We start from the raw sequence: 15685 nt of genomic DNA, 5'->3' as shown, positions 1-15685 counted from the left end.
CCACGACCGCGCGGAGGAGACGTCATGGCCGATCGTCGGCAGGAGAGCGGGTCCGGGGGCGGCCCCGCACCGGCGCAGGACAGCCCGGCCGCGGGTTCCGGCGCGCGGGAGACCGCCCGGCTGGCCATGACGGTCGGCGCGCTCGGCGTGGTCTTCGGCGACCTCGGCACGAGCCCGCTCTACACCCTGCAGACCCTGTTCAACCCGGACGACCCGCACCCCGTCCCGGTCTCCGCACGCAACGTGTACGGGGTCGTGTCGCTGGTGTTCTGGTCGATCACGATCATCGTGTCGGTCACCTACGTGCTGCTGGCGATGCGCGCCGACAACGACGGCGAGGGCGGCATCATGGCGCTGATCACCCTGCTGCGGCAGGGGAAGGCCAAGCGCGGCCGGCGCGCGGCCGCGGTGCTCGCGGCGCTGGGGATCTTCGGTGCGTCGCTGTTCTTCGGCGACAGCATGATCACCCCCGCGATCTCCGTGCTGTCCGCGGTCGAGGGGCTCAAGGTCGTCCAGCCGTCGCTGCACAGCGCCGTCGTGCCGATCACGGCGGTGATCATCGTGGTGCTGTTCCTGGTGCAGAGCAGGGGAACCGCGGCCGTGGGCCGGGTGTTCGGACCGGTGATGGTCGTGTGGTTCACGGTGATCGGCGCCTGCGGCATCTCCGGCATCGTCGACCACCCGGGCATCCTCAGGGCGGTGTCGCCCACCTACGCGGTGAGCTTCCTGTTCGGCCACTTCGGCACGGCCTTCTTCTCGCTGGCCGCGGTCGTGCTGACGGTCACCGGCGCCGAGGCGCTGTACGCCGACATGGGGCACTTCGGCCGCCGGTCGATCACGCGGGCATGGGTGCTGCTGGTCTTCCCCGCCTGCATCCTGAGCTACTTCGGGCAGGGCGCGCTGATCCTGGCCCACCCCGGCAACATCAGCAACCCGTTCTTCCTGCTCGTGCCGGGCTGGGGCCGGCTGCCGATGGTGCTGCTGGCCACGGCGGCAACCGTCATCGCCTCCCAGGCGGTGATCACCGGCGCGTACTCGGTCGCCTCGCAGGCCGCCCAGCTCGGCTACCTGCCGCGGCTGCGGATCGCGCACACCTCCGAGTCGACGATCGGCCAGATCTACGTCCCCTGGATCAACTGGCTGCTGATGGCCTCGGTCCTCACCCTGATCTTCGCCTTCCGCACCTCGACGGCCCTGGCCTTCGCCTACGGCATGGCGGTCACCGGCACGATCATCATCACCACCCTGCTGTTCTTCTACGTCGCACGGACCCGGTGGGACACACCGCTGTGGCTGGTAGCCGCCGGTGCGACCTTCCTGCTCTCCGTCGACCTGCTGTTCGTGGCCGCCAACCTGACCAAGCTCGTGCACGGCGCGTGGCTGCCGCTGCTGATCGGCCTCGTCGCGTTCACCGTCATGACCACCTGGCAGCGCGGGCGCAAGGTGGTCACCGCCGAACGCGCCGAGCGGGAGGGGTCGCTGCGCGAGTTCGTCGACTACCTGCGCCACCGGGAGCCGCAGGTGCTCCAGGTGCCGGGCACGGCCGTCTTCCTCAACCGGGACCGGCACACCACCCCGCTGGCCATGCGGGCCAACGTCGAGCACAACCACGTACGGCACGACCAGGTGGTGATCCTGTCGATCGAGACCAAGCCCGTGCCCCGGGTCCCGGTCGAGGAGCGGCTGCTGGTGGACAGCCTCGGCTACTCCGACGACGGGATCATCCACGTCACGGCCCGGTACGGCTACATGGAGACGCCCGACGTGCCCGCCACGCTGGCGCTGCTCGACCCGGCCACGACCGAGGGGCCGCTGCAACTGGACGAGGCGTCCTACTTCCTGTCGAAGATCGAACTGCGCCGCGGCAAGGCGCCCACGATGAGGCCGTGGCGCAAGCGGCTGTTCGTCGCCACCTCCTACATCACCGCCGACGCCGCCGAGCACTTCGGCCTCCCGCGCGACCGGACCGTCATCATGGGCTCGGACATCGAGGTCTGACGGCCGCGCCGGCGACTCCGCCCCTCCCGCCCCAGGCGGACGGCCCGGGCAGGCGGCGGGTGAAGGCGAGCCGGCCGCCGGCGGCCAGGATCGCCGGCACCATCAGGAACCCACAGCGCGAGGGAGTCCGAAGTCCGCTCCGCGGTGCCGCGCACGGCGACCGGCAGCCGGGGGTGGACTCCGGGGGCCGTGCCTGGTGCTCAGCGGCCGGCGGGCGGCTCGGCCGAGGCGCGCAGCAGCAGGTCGCGCAGGGCCGTGGCGGTGTACGACGGGGCGGCGGGGGTCAGGACGACCTGGTCGACGGTGGTCGAGGGGCCGGCGAGGGGGATGACGCGCAGGCCGGGCGTCCGGTCGTCGAGTGCGGACTCGACGGTGATGCCGATGCCCGTGCCCGCGGCGACGTGGGCGGCGATGGCCTGCACGCTGTCGGCGGTCCTGATGATGCGCAGGTCGGCTCCGCCGATGTGGAAGGCGGACAGCAGCCGGTCGCACAGGCCGCTGTTGATCTGGTGCGGCCAGGTGAGCAGGGCGGTGGTGGACAGCTCGGACGCGGTCAGCTCGGCGTGCCCGGCCAGCGGGTGGGCCGCGGGGACCAGGGCCATGAAGCGCTCGGTGGACAGCACGTCCGCGCGCACGCCGGTCAGGTCGCCGGTCGCCCAGCCGATGCCCAGTCCGGCCGTCTCCGCCCGCAGGGCGGTGAGTTGGGCGGTGGTCGGCAACGCCTCCGGCACGATCGTCACGTCGGGGAAGCGGTCGCGCAGCTGCGGCAGGCAGCGCAGCAGCAGGTGGTGGCAGGTGTAGGCGGCGTGCGCGACGACCAGCGTGGTGCGGGCCGGGTCGCCGGCGGCCAGCGAGCGTCCGCGCTGCTGGAAGCGGCGCAGCTGGGCCAGGGCGGCGTGGGCGTCGGGCAGCAGCGCCGCGCCGAGGTCGGTCAGTGAGACCCGGCGGCTGGTGCGGTGGAACAGCCGCCCGCCCAGGGCGCTCTCCAGCCGCCTGACGGCGTCGCTGACGGTGGGCTGCCCCCGGTGCAGGCGCTCGGCGGCGCGGCCGAAGTGCAGCTCCTCGGCGACCGCGACGAACGCTTCCAGCTCGATCCTGTCCACGGGGCCAGGCTACGGCCTGCCCTCACCCGATCGATCGGTGCGGCCGATCGCTGCGCACCGAAGTTCGGCGTTGATGCCGTGCCGCGGGCGGGTTGTGATGGCTGTGCACGCAGGGATTTCCCCACGACCGGGAGTAGTGAAGAGCAGATGGCAGTCAATGACGTGGACCGCGAGCAGGACGCCCCGGCGGTCACGGTGGCGGTGGTCTACCACTCGGTGCACGGGACCACCCGCGTCCTGGCCGAACACCTCGCCGCCGGGGCGCGGCTGGTGCCGGGCGCCCGGGTGCACCTGGTCGAGATCCGGGCCGAGGACGTCACCGCGGGCCGCTGGTACGACGCGGAGGTGATGGCGCTGCTGGAGCGCTCCGACGCGATCGTGATGGGCTGCCCGACGCTGATGGGCAGCGTCTCCGCGGTGTTCAAGGCCTTCATGGAGGCGGTGTTCACGCCGTTCGTGACGCAAGGATGGAAGGACAAGCTGGCCGGCGGGTTCACCATGTCCGCCTCGCAGAGCGGCGACAAGCTGGCGGTGCTCCAGCAACTGGCGGTCTTCGGAGCACAGTTGGGCATGCAGTGGATCGGTGTCGGCGACATGCCGGGCAACAACTGGAGCGGCGGCACCCGCGACGACGTGAACCGGCTGGGCTCGTGGCTGGGCCTGATGAGCCAGAGCCACGCCGACCTCGGCCCCGAGCAGGCCGGTTCGCGCGGCGACCTGATCACCGCCGAGCGGTACGGCGAGCGGATCGCCCGGCTGACCCAGCGCTGGGTCAACGCCGTGCCGTACGAGACCTCCCGGATGACCGAGCACGAGGCCCGCGCCCTGTCGGCGTCCCTGCGGGAGGCCGGCGGCGCGGCCGCGCTGACCGGCGCCTGACCTCCGCCCCGGTCGCGGGGCCGGCATCCCGGGCAGACGTCCCCCGCGCTTCGGCCGGGGGACGGGCCGCCGTAGGGGTCCGTTCACGCCTCATTGACACCATGGGCCGCGCGTGATCAGCATGAGCGCGACATATCTGCCCGGACGTGCGCACCGTCTCCCCGGGGCGCACGCACGCCCGCTGCCGGGCCGCCCCCACCGGATGTCAGGAGAACCGCCCGTGGCCAACGTCGATCGCCGTAGGTTCCTGCAACTCGCCGGGGCCACCGCCGCCGGGTCGATGCTCACCGGCGGCATCGACAGAGCCGCCGCGATCCCGGCCGCCGCGGGGACCGGGACCCTCCAGGACGTCGAGCACGTCGTCGTCCTGATGCAGGAGAACCGCTCCTTCGACCACTACTTCGGCACCCTGCGGGGGGTGCGCGGCTTCGGCGACCCGCGCCCCGCCACCCTCCCGAGCGGCAGGTCCGTCTTCCACCAGGCGGCGGCGAACGGGCACGAGACGCTGCCCTTCCGGCCGGACGCCGACAACCTGGGCCTGCAGTTCATCCAGGACCTCGACCACAGCTGGTACGGCACCCACCAGGCGTGGAACGGCGGCAACTACGACCGCTGGATCCCCGCGAAGACCACGACCTCGATGGCGTACCTCACCCGCGAGGACATCCCCTTCCACTACGCCCTCGCCGACGCGTTCACCATCTGCGACGCCTACCACTGCTCGATGCTCAGCTCCACCGACCCCAACCGCTACTACATGTACACGGGTTACGCGGGCAACGACGGCAAGGGCGGCGGCCCGGTGCTGGGCAACGAGGAGGCCGGCTACGGCTGGACCACCTTCCCGGAGATCCTGGAGGAGGCGGGCGTGTCCTGGAAGGTCTACCAGGACGCCGGCACCGGCCTGGACGCCGCCGGCGGCTGGGGCTGGACCAGCGACCCCTTCATCGGCAACTACGGCGACAACTCGCTGCTCTACTTCGGCCAGTACCGCGGCCTCACCGCGGGCAACCCGCTCCACGACAAGGCGTGCACCGGGACCAACGCCCGTGGCGGCGAGGGCTACTTCGACCGGCTCAAGGCGGACGTGCTGGGCGGGAGGCTGCCCCAGGTCTCCTGGATCGCCGCCCCCGAGGCGTTCTGCGAGCACCCCAACTGGCCCGCCAACTACGGCGCCTGGTACGTCTCGCAGGTGCTGGACGCGCTGACCGCCGACCCCGACGTGTGGAGCCGTACCGCCGTCTTCCTCACCTACGACGAGAACGACGGCTTCTTCGACCACGTCGTCCCGCCCTTCCCGCCCGCCTCCGCCGCCCGCGGCCTGTCCACCGCCGACGTCACCCAGGACCTCTACACCGGCGGCCTGTCCGGATACGCCGCCGGCCCCTACGGGCTCGGGCCGCGGGTGCCGATGCTGGTCCTGTCGCCGTGGAGCACCGGCGGCTGGGTGTGCTCCCAGACCTTCGACCACACCTCGATCGTGCAGTTCATCGAGAAGCGGTTCGGCGTGCACAACCCGAACGTCTCGCCCTGGCGCCGCGCGGTCTGCGGCGACCTCACCGCCGCGTTCGACTTCACCCGCAGCAACGCCACCGCGCCCGCGCTGCCCGGCACCGGCGGCTACGTCCCGCCCGACCACCACAACCCGGGCAACTACGTCCCGGCCCCGCCGGCGACCGGCGCGATCCCCCGGCAGGAGCCCGGCCTGCGCAACGCCCGCGCCCTGCCGTACAACCTGACCGCCGACACGCAACTGGTCAACGGGCGCATGCAGTTCACCTTCGGCAGCTACGGCACGGCGGGAGCCGCCTTCCTCGTCACCTCCGCGGTGCGCTCCGACGGCCCCTGGCCCTACACCGTCGAGGCGGGCAAGGCCCTCAGCGACACCTGGGCGATGCCCGCCGCCGGCTCCCGCTACGACTTCTCCGTCTACGGGCCGAACGGCTTCCTGCGCCGCATGGCCGGCACCGCGGGCTCGGCCGGCCCCGAGGTCATCGCCCGGCACGACACCGCGACCGGGTACGTCGCCCTGGTGTTCACCAACCCCGGCTCCGGCCCGGTCACCTTCACCGCCACCGACGCGTACGCGCCCGCACAGCACTACACGTACACCGTCCAGGCCGGCGCCACGCGCAGCGTCACCGGGTGGGGCGTGCCCGCGGGCAACCGCTGGTACGACATCACGGTCACCTCCGGCGCCGACTCCGCCTACGTACGCCGCTTCGCCGGGCACGTGGAGACCGGCGCCGCGAGCACCAGCGACCCGGCCACCGCGACCACCGCCTGACGCCCGCCGGCCGCCCGGGTCGCGCCCCCGGGCGGGTCCGGCGTCCGCATCAAGGAGGGCGGCCGGACGGTCAAGCCGGTGCGGCGCGGGCACACGAGACTGGGCGCATGACCTCAGAGGGCTATGTGACCGGTACCGAGTCCGCCGTGGCACCGAGCGGTGCCGCCGCGGGCGACCCGCCCGCGCGGGGCGGCGCGGCCGCGTGGGCGCCCGTCGCGGCGCTCACGCTGGGGATCGCGGCCCTGGTGGCCAGCGAGTTCCTGCCGGCGAGCGTGCTGCCGGCGATGGCGTCCGACGTCGGTGTCAGCGAGGGCACCGCGGGGCTCGCCGTCGCGGCGACCGCCGTCGCCGGCGCCGTCACCGCGCCCACGATCGCGGTGGTGCTGCCGCGCACCGACCGCAGGACCGTGCTGCTCGGCCTGCTCGCCGCCGCCGTGGTGTCCAACGCGGTGGTGGCGGTGACCCCGAACTTCCCGCTGCTGCTCGTGGGCCGGCTGCTGCTGGGCGTCGCCATCGCCGGCTTCTGGTCGTTCGCGCTCGGGGCGGGCACGCACGCGGCGCCCGGGCGCGACCACGTCGTGTCCACGAGCCTGGCGCTGGGCGTGAGCGCGGCCACCATCGTCGGCGTGCCGCTCTCCTCGGTCCTCGGCGACGCGGTGGGCTGGCGGCCGGTGTTCTGGTCGGCCGCGGGCCTGAGCGTGCTGGCGCTGGTCGCGGTGGCGGCCACCGTGCCGCCGGTGCCGGCCCAGCAGGGGGCGGGGCTCGGCATGCTCCGGCAGGCGCTGGCCAACCGGCGGCTGATGGCCGGGACGGCGTGCATCGGGCTGGTGGCCTTCGGCAACTTCGCCGCCTACCCCTACATACGGCTCGCGATCGAGCGGGTCACCGAGGGCAGCACGGTCTGGCTGCTGCTCGGCTGGGGCATCGGCGGCCTGGCGGGCAACCTGGCCGCCGGGATGCTCTCCCGCCGCCTCGGGATCTCGGTGGTCGCGGGCCCCGCCCTGCTGGCGGTGAGCCTGCTGGCGCTGGCCACGACCCACGGGATCGCCGCCGCGACGGTGGCCATCGTCGTCTGGGGCTTCGGCTTCAACATGATGCCGGTCGCCAGCCAGCTGTGGGTGACCCGGGCCGAGCCCAAGCGCATCGAACCGGCGCTCGCGCTGCAGGTGACGGCCTTCCAGGTGGCCATCACGGCCGGCTCGGCGATCGGCGGGGCCGTGGTCGACGGCGGCGGGGTCCGGGCGGCGCTACTGGTCGGGGTCGCCGCCGCACTCGCGGGCAGCATCGGCTTCGGGGTGCTGCGCACCCCCCGGCCGTGAGCGCCACGCCAGCGGCGAGCTGCCGTGCTGGGCGGAGAACGCCCGGCTGAAGGCCGCGAGCGAGCCGTACCCCACGGTGAAGGCGATCTGCTCGATCGGCTTGTCCGTCCCGGCCAGGAGCGCGCGGGCGTGCCGCATGCGCACCTCCCGCAGCACCTGCGCGGGACTGCTGCCCAGCTCGCGGCGGAAGCGCTCGCCCAGCGACGAGCGGGACAGATGGGCGACCCGGGCCATGCTCTCCACCGTCCAGGGGCGCCCGGGATGCGCGTCGAGCACCGACACCAGCGCGGTGAGCCGCGGGTCGGAGTCCTGCCGCGCGCTCTCCTCCTGCGCCCGCAGCATCGCGGCCTGGATCAGCCCGCCGTAGCTGGCGGCGAAAAGCGGCAGCTCGCGGCGCGGGTCCAGCGGGCAGATCCGCACCAGTTCGACGATGCCGCGGTTGCTCCGCGCGAAGTCCCGCGCCACCAGCGGGCCGCCAGGCAGCGGCGCGACCGCCCGCACCGCGCTCACCGCGACCTCGGCCGGCGTCAGCGCGACGAGCCGGTAGGCGCTCCTGGCGTCCACGAGGAAGGCGTCACCCGTATGCAGCGCCTCGACGCCCGCCGCGGTCTCCAGCCGTGCCTCGCCGTCCAGGACCAGCGCCCAGACCGCGCCGTCCGCCCCCTCCAGCCGCTCCCCCGCCACCAGCCGGCGGATCGTCACGGCGCCCATGTCCCACGTCGGCCCGACGCCCACACCACTGCCGGGCGCGGCCGCCCTCTCCACCGACGTCATGCACGGGCAACCTCGCGGGCCGTGCCCGCTATTCCGCGGCCCGGGGCGGACGGACGCTCGCGGCCGTACGGCCCTGCACCGAGACTGGCCTCATGGCTGACATCAAGCGCAGCGCGGGCCTGCTCGTCTTCCGCCGCACCGGCTCCGGGGTGGAGGTCCTGCTCGGCCACATGGGCGGGCCGTTCTGGGCACGCAAGGACGCCGGCGCGTGGACGGTGCCGAAGGGCGAGTACGAGGGCGGCGAGGGGCCCTGGGACGCGGCGCTGCGCGAGTTCCGCGAGGAGCTGGGGCTGCCCGCGCCGGAGGGGACGCCGCTGCCGCTCGGCGAGGTGGTGCAGTCCGGGGGCAAGCACGTGACGGTGTGGGCGGTGGAGGGCGACCTCGACCCGGCGGACGTGGTGCCGGGCACCTTCACCATGGAGTGGCCGCGCGGCTCGGGCCGCACCGCGGAGTTCCCCGAGCTGGACCGGGTGGCGTGGTTCGGGCTCGACGCGGCGCGCGGCGTGGTCGTCAAGGCGCAGGCGGCGTTCCTCGACCGCCTCGCGGAGCGGGCCTGAGCCGTACCGCCCCGCGACGTGGAGGCGCCGCCGCCGGTCTGGCCGACCGGCGGCGGCGCGGGAGTTGCGGCTCGGTCGGCTCAGCCGCCGAAGACGTCCGCGAGGACGCGCTTGGTCAGCTCGGAGGCCGGCGTCGTGCCGTCGGGCGAGCGGTCGGAGTTGGCCAGCACCACGACCGTGGCCTGCTTGACCGGGTCGTAGCCGATGAAGCTGGAGTAGCCGCGGATCCGGCCCTCATGGCCGAGGAGGCCCGCGTAGTCGGCCAGGGCCAGGCCGTACGTCATGGCGGTGGGCGTGGTGGGCGTGGTGGGCACGGCGGGCGCCGCCGCGGTGGAGGTGGCGGACATGGACGCGCCCGTCGTGGACGTGGGCGCGGACGTGGCGGTGAACTTCAGCTGCTCCTTGTGCATCTTCGCGCTGAGCAGCTTGCCGGTGGCCAGCGCCGGAACCCAGCGGTTCAGGTCGGCGACGGTCGAGGTGGCGGCTCCCGCGGCCCAGGTCCAGGAGGCGTTCGCCGTGGTGACGTCGGCCGGCTTGCCCGCCGAGTAGTCGGCCCAGGCCGCGTCCTTGCCGGTGAGCACGGGCGCCGTCAGCGCGGCGGCGTTGCTGACGTGCTGGTAGCCGCGGGCGGCCGGGGCGGGGATCGCGGTGCTGCTGTCGATGCGGGTGTCCTTCATGCCCAGCGGCGCGAAGATCCGCTGCTGGAAGAGCGTCTGCAGCGACTGGTGCGTGACGCGCTCGGCGATCATCCCGAGCAGCACGGCGTCGGTGGCGGAGGAGTGGAACGCCTTGCCAGGCGCGAAGTACGGCTGGTGCTTGAAGGCGACGGCGAGCAGGTCCTTCGGGGCGAACTGCGTCTCCGGGTGCTGGGTGAGCGTCTGGTTGAGGCCCTGGTCCTCGGCGTAGTCGAACAGCCCGCTGGTCATGTGCAGCAGCTGGCGGACGGTGATGTTCCGCCCGTTGGGGACGCCGGGGACGAGCCGCGCGACCGGTTCGTCGAGCCCGAGCCGGTGGGCGTCGGCGAGCTGCAGGATGACGGTGCCGGTGAAGGTCCTGGTGATGTCGCCGACGCGCACGTGGTCGGCGGCGTCGATCCGCTGGCCGGTCCCGAGGTTGTCGGTGCCCAGCGCGGTGGTGGTGGTCCCCCACTTGGCCATGGTCACCGAGACGATGGCGCCGGGGATGCGCAGCTTCTGCATCGTCCCGAGCAGGTCGGGGACGAGCTTCTTCTCGATCAGCCCGGCCTTGTTCGGGTCCGGTGCGGGGTTGGCGACGGCCGGGCCGAGCGCGGGCGCGGCGGCCGTCAGGGGGATCAGCGAAGCCAGGAGCAGCGCCTTCCAGGCGTTGCCGCGCCGGATCAGCGGGCGGTTCGCGGAGTCGGAGGATGCCTCGGGTGACGAGGCCTGCACGGAGCCCGTGAGTGTCGGGTGGGCCGAACGTGCGGTATGCGTACGCGGGTTCATAGCTCGAATCCAGTTCGCCGCGGGGGAGGGTCAGGGGAGTAGTGTGACCCATGAATCCCGTTTTGTACCGATTACTCCACCAGTGAGCGTGTACACGCTCATCCGGCCCCGCCTGACGCGGCCACCGCCCGCCCGTCCCCCTCCAGCACGTACGAGGTGTGGTGCGGCGTGGTGCCGGGGGTGGCCACGGCGCGCAGCAGATCGGCGGCACGACACGGGACGGGATCGCCCCGGTTCCCGGGCCGCCCGCGGTATGAATGGTCGGCCGCCCCCCAGGAGGTCCGCCATGGCGACGCTGGTGTCCGTCAACGTAGGAATGCCCCAGGACGTCCCCTGGCAGGAGCGGACCGTCCGCACCGGGGCCTGGAAGTCGCCCGTGCAGGGGCCCAGGATGGTGCGGCGGCTGAACGTCGAGGGAGACGGGCAGGGGGACCTGGCCGGGCACGGGGGCGAGATGCGCGCCGTGCTGGTCTACCAGCAGGACTCCTACCGGTACTGGAACGAGCAGCTCGGCCGCGCCGACCTGGCGTCAGGGATGTTCGGCGAGAACTTCACCGTCGACGGCCTGCCCGACGACGACGTGTGCATCGGGGACCGCTTCCGTATCGGTGAGGCCGAGTTCGAGGTCACCCAGCCGCGCGTCACCTGCTACCGGGTCGGCATGCGGCTGGGCGAGCCCACCATGGCGTCGCTGCTGGTCGCCCACCACCGGCCCGGCTTCTACCTGCGCGTCCTGGCCGAGGGCCGGGTCCAGGCCGGGGACGCGATCACCAGGACCCGCAGGGGGCCGGAGGGGCTCAGCGTCGCCGACACCGACGCGCTGCTCTACCTTCCGGACCGCGACCCCGCGAAGCTGCGCAGCGCCCTGAGGATCCCCGCGCTCAGCCCGGGATGGCAGCAGTCCTTCCGCGAGCTGGCCGACGCCCAGCAGCCCAAGCGGGAGCCGGGCTGGCCGGGCGAACCGGGCACGCCGGAGCAGCCCCGGGAGGAGCCGGGCTGGCCGGGCTTCCGGCGGATGCGGGTCGGCCGCATCGTGCACGAGACCCCCGCCGTCTCGTCGGTCTACCTCGACAGCGAGGACGGCACGCCCCTGCCCGAGGCCCGCCCGGGGCAGTACCTCTCCCTGCGGGTCGCCGTCGGCGAGGACGCGCCCGCGGTACGCAGCTACTCGCTGTCCCGCGCGTCCGCGGGCGGCGCCTACCGGATCAGCGTCAAGCGCGAGCCGCGCGGGCGGGTCAGCGGCTACATCAACGCCACGCTCCGCGCCGGCGACCTGGTGGAGGTCGCCAGCCCGCGCGGGACGTTCGTCCTCGAAGAGGGCACCCGCGCGGTCGTCCTGCTCTCCGCGGGGATCGGCGCGACTCCCGTGCTCGCCATGCTCCACCGCCTCGCCGGGGCGAAGGACCCGCGGCCCGTCTGGTGGGTCCACACCGCCCGCGACCGGGCGCACCACGTCTTCGCGGACGAGGCCCACACGCTGCTGGGGCGGCTCCCCGACGCGCACGAGTCCGTCTACTACACCGCGCAGGCCCCGGAGCGGGACGAACCCCGCGTCACCCACGGCCGCCCGACGGCCCGTTCGCTCGCGGCCCTGGGGATTCCCGCCGACGCCGACGCCTACCTGTGCGGGCCGACCGCCTTCATGGACGACCTCACCGGCTACCTGCGCGAGCACGGCCTGCCCGCGGAGCGCATCCACGCCGAGCAGTTCAGCGCGCTGCCCGCCGTCAACCCCGGAGTGACGGCCGCCGCCGCCGTACGCCCCCACCAGCCCGCCGGCCCCGCCGGCACCGGCCCGCTGGTCACCTTCGCCCGCAGCGGCCTCGCCACCCCCTGGTCGGCCACCCGCGGCACCCTGCTCGACCTCGCGGAGGCCTGCGACATCCCGACCCGCTGGTCCTGCCGTACGGGCGTGTGCCACACGTGCATCACCCCGCTGGTGTCGGGCGACACCTCGTACGCCACCCCGCCCCTCGAACTCCCCGAGCCCGGCACGGTCCTGGTCTGCTGCAGCGAACCGACCAGCGAGGTCGTCCTCGACCTCTAGGTGTCGGTGCCGTGCGCTTCACTGTCGGCCATGGAGCTGACGCAAGCCGCACTCAACGACCTGCTGGACCGAATCGCCGCCCCAGGCGGCCGCCTGCACCTGCCGGCGGACGTCGATCCGCACGCGCTCGTGGAACTGCTGGACGGCCGCTACGGTGCCGCGCGCACGCTCGTCCTGGAGGGCTTCACCGACCCGACCGCGGACGAGTCCTGCGGCACGGCGCTCCTGCCGGTCCTCGAAGGACGGGGCGAGACGATACGGGCGTGGGCGTGGGGGGACCAGTGGATCGGCGCCGGCACCGCGCGGGACGGCGAGGGCGCCGTCCGGGCGGTGCTGGCGACCGCGCCGCGGCGCACGCAGGCACCGCCGGTGGGAGGGCCGGGCGAGGGCGAGGACTGGGTCGACCGGCTCGTCGCCGTCACCGGCTGGACCCCGCCCGCGCGGCAGCCCGGCACCGACTGGGCGCGGACCGAGGCCGACCTGGGAACGCCGCTCCCCCGCGACTACAAGCGCATGGTGGACACGTTCGGGTCGGGCTCCTTCGACGGCTACCTCGACCTGAGCCAGGAGCCGGAGACCTACCTCAGGGAGGACGGCCTGCTCATCTGGGCGGGCACCGAGCACGAGGACCTGTACTGCTGGCGGACCGACGACGGCGACCCGGACCGCTGGCGCGTGACCGTCAGGAGCTTCGACAACGTCGACGTCCCCTTCGACTGCCAGACCGCGGAGTTCGTCTGCCGCATCCTCCTCGACCCGCGCCACCGCTTCACGATGGCCCGCTACTTCGACACCCACTGGTTCATGAGCTACCAGGACCTCGGCTGAGCGGGCCGCGCAGGGCGGTCAGGCCGGTGCGGACGGCGTCGGCGACGAGCGCGTCGTCCGAGGGGGCGTCCTGCCGGCCGCGGTCGGTCAGGACCGCGACGACGACCGGGGCGCCGGTGGGGGGCCAGACGACCCCGATGTCGTTGCGGGTGCCGTAGCCGCCGCTGCCCGTCTTGTCCGCGGCCTTCCAGCCCGCGGGCAGGGCCGCCCTGATGTACGGGCCGCCGGTGGTGGTGTGCAGCATCCAGTCCGTGAGCAGGGCGCGGTGGGCGGCGGGGAGGGCCGTGCCGAGCAGGAGGGCGCGCAAGTCGGCGGCGAGAGCGCGGGCCGTACTGGTGTCGCGGGTGTCGCCGGGGGCCGCCTCGTTGAGGTCCGGTTCCGTCCGGTTCACCAGCGTCGTGGTGTCGCCGAGTTCCCTGACCGCCTTCTGCAGCCCTGCGGGACCGCCGAGTTCCCGCAGCATCAGGTTCTCCGCGGTGTTGTCGCTGTACTGGAGCGCGGCGGCCATCACGTCGCGCAGCGGCATGCCGGCGTCCACGTGCCGGGAGGTGACGGGGGCGTGGTCGAGCAGGTCGGACCGGTCGTAGCCGAGCGTGCGGCCGAGGTCCGCGTCGCCGTCCTCGCGCAGCAGCGCCCCGGCGGCCAGCGCTTTGACGGTCGAGCAGGTCGCGAAGCGGCGGTCGGCCCGGTAGGCGACGGAGCGGCCGGTGCCGGTGTCGAGGAGGAGCAGCCCGATGTTCGCGTGGAAGCGGCCCTCCAGCGCCCGGAAGGCCGGGGCGGTGGCGGCGGACGAGGAAGAAGAGGAGGAAGAAGAGAAAGAGGAACCGGAAGAGGAGGACGGTGATGCGGTCGCCGGGGCGTGCGCGGGGGACGCCGGATCGGACCCGCACCCGCCGAGCAGGCCGAGGCCCAGCGCGACGGCGGCGGCGCGGCGCCCCGATGGGCGACGGCGCTCGGAACGGCACATGCCCGCAAGCCTCGCCCCCCGGTCGGGCCTGGTGCAACCGAGGCCAGGGCGTGTCGGGGCGGGGCAGCCGGACGAGCGCGGTGCCGGCGGTCAGACGGGGTGGAACTCCTGGAACTCCGCGCGCGGGCTCAGGCCCGCGACCACCCGCGAGCCCACCAGCCACGCAGGGGTGCCGGTGACGCCGATCCGCGCTGCAAGACCGGCCGACCGCTCGACGTCGCGGGCGGGCTCCGGTGAGCACATCGCCGCCGTCAGGGCGTCCGGGTCGGCGCCGCACGCCGCCGCTCGGGCCTCCACCACGGCCGGGTCGCCGATGTCCTCGCCGCGCACGAAGTGCGCTTCGAAGAGCCCGGCGTACAGCGCGGGGAAGGCGGCGGGCTCGTGGCGGCGCACCCATTCGGCGGCGGTGAGGGCGTGCAGGGTGTTGGGCAGCCGTTCCGGCCAGTTCAGCGGGAGCCCGGCGGCGCGTGCCTCGTACTCCAGGAACTCGTACATCGGCCCCTGCCGGGGGCCTGCCTCGATGCCCTCGTGCGGGATCTCCGGGTGGATCGGCAGCGGGACGTTCAACACCGTGAAACCACGGGCGGTGAGGATGCGCGACCGGTCCTGCCCGACGTAGCAGAAGGGGCACACGAAGTCGTACCAGTGCAGGACGGGTGCCGGGACGCTCACCCCTGCCGGCGAGAAGTCGTCGATCGACATACCTCCACCATCGCGCACCACGCCGCCGACTGCGAACCCGGCCGCCGGGCCGGCCCCGGCACCCGGTGCCCGGGTGGACCGTCCGCAGCCGGCCGTTCGGCGACAGCTGCGCCCGCCGGCCGGGCACTGACGACGGGTCACCGCCGGCGGACGGGACGGGACGGCTCGCATCCCGGTCCGGTACGGGTGGGTCCGCGCGGGCGGGAAGGTCAGTCCGCGTCGGCGGCGCCCGCGGGTCCCGCGGCGCCCTTCTCGTACGCCTCGATGGTGCGTACGAAGACGGCGCGCTCGGCGGGGCTGAGCGGCTCGAAGGCCGCGCGCCACGCGCTCGCCCCGTTGGCCAGCCAGCCCTCGATGGCGGCGCGGGTCTCCGGGTCGTGGGAGATGCTGACGATGGTGCGGCGGCCGTCGGCGGGGTCGGAGCGGCGGTCGACGACGCCCTGCCGGCTCAGGTCGCTGACCATCAGGCTCACGGTGGTGGGCGCGACCTCCAGCCGCGCGGCGAGCCGGCTGACCGGCATCGGGCCGTCGAACAGCAGGTAGGACAGCATCGACAGGTGGCGGGGCGCGAGGTTCAGCGACCGCAGCCGCTCGGGGACGAGGGTGCGCTTCAGGCGGGCGGCGACCCGGGGCATCAGCAGCAGCATGGCGCGGATGGCCTCGTCCGTGTCCAGACCGGGCGCGGCGTCCTGGCCCGCCCGCGACTCGTCCGGCTGCGTCGACATCCCTCCACCCCCCTTATAGATTTGCTTTCAAAGCAA

13 protein-coding genes are annotated in these 15685 nt (G+C 73.9%); 7 read left to right on the top strand and 6 right to left on the bottom strand.

Annotated features, from left to right (window positions below):
- Positions 1-24: 24 nt before the first annotated feature.
- Positions 25-1998: a potassium transporter Kup gene (locus tag NFU81_RS32845; RefSeq protein ID WP_251498433.1), complete on the top strand. Its 1974-nt coding sequence runs from the start codon at positions 25-27 to the stop codon at positions 1996-1998.
- A gap of 200 nt (positions 1999-2198) precedes the next feature.
- Here NFU81_RS32845 and NFU81_RS40890 read toward each other — a convergent pair whose 3' ends face one another.
- A complete protein-coding gene (locus NFU81_RS40890; protein WP_274036815.1) occupies positions 2199-3101 on the bottom strand; it encodes a LysR family transcriptional regulator in 903 nt (300 codons plus the stop codon).
- 147 nt (positions 3102-3248) lie between these two features.
- Here NFU81_RS40890 and NFU81_RS32830 point away from each other — a divergent pair, with 147 nt between their 5' ends.
- The 3 genes from NFU81_RS32830 to NFU81_RS32820 all read left to right on the top strand — a co-directional run bounded on the left by NFU81_RS32830 (position 3249) and on the right by NFU81_RS32820 (position 7586).
- Positions 3249-3980, top strand: coding sequence for a flavodoxin family protein (locus tag NFU81_RS32830; RefSeq protein WP_251498430.1), 732 nt, complete (start codon positions 3249-3251; stop codon positions 3978-3980).
- Positions 3981-4200: 220 nt separating this feature from the next.
- Positions 4201-6267, top strand: coding sequence for a phosphocholine-specific phospholipase C (locus NFU81_RS32825; protein WP_251498428.1), 2067 nt, complete (start codon positions 4201-4203; stop codon positions 6265-6267).
- 107 nt (positions 6268-6374) lie between these two features.
- Positions 6375-7586, top strand: a complete 1212-nt coding sequence (locus NFU81_RS32820; protein WP_251498414.1) for an MFS transporter — start codon at positions 6375-6377, stop codon at positions 7584-7586.
- Here NFU81_RS32820 and NFU81_RS32815 read toward each other — a convergent pair.
- A complete protein-coding gene (locus NFU81_RS32815) occupies positions 7515-8360 on the bottom strand; it encodes a helix-turn-helix domain-containing protein (RefSeq protein ID WP_251498411.1) in 846 nt (281 codons plus the stop codon). The genes NFU81_RS32820 and NFU81_RS32815 overlap by 72 nt on opposite strands.
- 92 nt (positions 8361-8452) lie before the next feature.
- Here NFU81_RS32815 and NFU81_RS32810 point away from each other — a divergent pair, with 92 nt between their 5' ends.
- The gene (locus NFU81_RS32810; RefSeq protein ID WP_251498408.1) at positions 8453-8917 is read left to right on the top strand and encodes an NUDIX hydrolase; all 465 of its coding nucleotides are present in this window, start codon (positions 8453-8455) and stop codon (positions 8915-8917) included.
- Positions 8918-8997: 80 nt separating this feature from the next.
- Here the strand turns inward: NFU81_RS32810 and NFU81_RS32805 are convergent, their stop codons facing one another.
- Positions 8998-10326, bottom strand: a complete 1329-nt coding sequence (locus tag NFU81_RS32805; RefSeq protein WP_251498393.1) for a serine hydrolase domain-containing protein — start codon at positions 10324-10326, stop codon at positions 8998-9000.
- A 340-nt stretch (positions 10327-10666) separates the two neighbouring features.
- Here NFU81_RS32805 and NFU81_RS32800 point away from each other — a divergent pair, with 340 nt between their 5' ends.
- Together NFU81_RS32800 and NFU81_RS32795 are read left to right on the top strand one after the other, a co-directional pair.
- Positions 10667-12427, top strand: a complete 1761-nt coding sequence (locus NFU81_RS32800; RefSeq protein WP_251498390.1) for an MOSC and FAD-binding oxidoreductase domain-containing protein — start codon at positions 10667-10669, stop codon at positions 12425-12427.
- Between the two features lie 30 nt (positions 12428-12457).
- Complete coding sequence (locus NFU81_RS32795) at positions 12458-13255, top strand: hypothetical protein (RefSeq protein WP_251498387.1); 798 nt, start codon at positions 12458-12460, stop codon at positions 13253-13255.
- Here the strand turns inward: NFU81_RS32795 and bla are convergent.
- The 3 genes from bla to NFU81_RS32780 form a co-directional block, all read right to left on the bottom strand.
- Complete coding sequence (gene bla / locus NFU81_RS32790; RefSeq protein WP_251498384.1) at positions 13230-14222, bottom strand: class A beta-lactamase; 993 nt, start codon at positions 14220-14222, stop codon at positions 13230-13232. The genes NFU81_RS32795 and bla overlap by 26 nt on opposite strands.
- Positions 14223-14312: 90 nt before the next feature.
- Entirely contained in the window at positions 14313-14924 is a 612-nt protein-coding gene (locus tag NFU81_RS32785) for a DsbA family oxidoreductase (RefSeq protein WP_251498381.1), read from the bottom strand.
- A 209-nt stretch (positions 14925-15133) separates the two neighbouring features.
- On the bottom strand, positions 15134-15649 hold the full coding sequence (locus tag NFU81_RS32780) for a MarR family winged helix-turn-helix transcriptional regulator (RefSeq protein ID WP_251498378.1): 516 nt from the start codon (positions 15647-15649) through the stop codon (positions 15134-15136).
- Between the last annotated feature and the right edge of the window lie 36 nt (positions 15650-15685).

The organism is Actinacidiphila cocklensis, from assembly GCF_907177275.1.
In the GTDB taxonomy this organism is placed as follows: Bacteria; Actinomycetota; Actinomycetes; order Streptomycetales; family Streptomycetaceae; genus Actinacidiphila; species Actinacidiphila cocklensis.
This window is presented reverse-complemented; position numbering and strand designations above follow the sequence as displayed.

Excerpts from the sequence above, each read along its gene's own strand:
- NFU81_RS32800 (WP_251498390.1), top strand. The coding sequence starts at position 10,667 with ATGGCGACGCTGGTGTCCGTCAACGTAGGAATGCCCCAGGACGTCCCC.
- NFU81_RS32785 (WP_251498381.1), bottom strand. The coding sequence starts at position 14,924 with ATGTCGATCGACGACTTCTCGCCGGCAGGGGTGAGCGTCCCGGCACCC.
- NFU81_RS32830 (WP_251498430.1), top strand. The coding sequence starts at position 3,249 with ATGGCAGTCAATGACGTGGACCGCGAGCAGGACGCCCCGGCGGTCACG.
- NFU81_RS32810 (WP_251498408.1), top strand. The coding sequence starts at position 8,453 with ATGGCTGACATCAAGCGCAGCGCGGGCCTGCTCGTCTTCCGCCGCACC.
- NFU81_RS32845 (WP_251498433.1), top strand. The coding sequence starts at position 25 with ATGGCCGATCGTCGGCAGGAGAGCGGGTCCGGGGGCGGCCCCGCACCG.
- NFU81_RS32820 (WP_251498414.1), top strand. The coding sequence starts at position 6,375 with ATGACCTCAGAGGGCTATGTGACCGGTACCGAGTCCGCCGTGGCACCG.
- NFU81_RS32780 (WP_251498378.1), bottom strand. The coding sequence starts at position 15,649 with ATGTCGACGCAGCCGGACGAGTCGCGGGCGGGCCAGGACGCCGCGCCC.
- NFU81_RS32795 (WP_251498387.1), top strand. The coding sequence starts at position 12,458 with ATGGAGCTGACGCAAGCCGCACTCAACGACCTGCTGGACCGAATCGCC.
- NFU81_RS32815 (WP_251498411.1), bottom strand. The coding sequence starts at position 8,360 with ATGACGTCGGTGGAGAGGGCGGCCGCGCCCGGCAGTGGTGTGGGCGTC.
- bla (WP_251498384.1), bottom strand. The coding sequence starts at position 14,222 with ATGTGCCGTTCCGAGCGCCGTCGCCCATCGGGGCGCCGCGCCGCCGCC.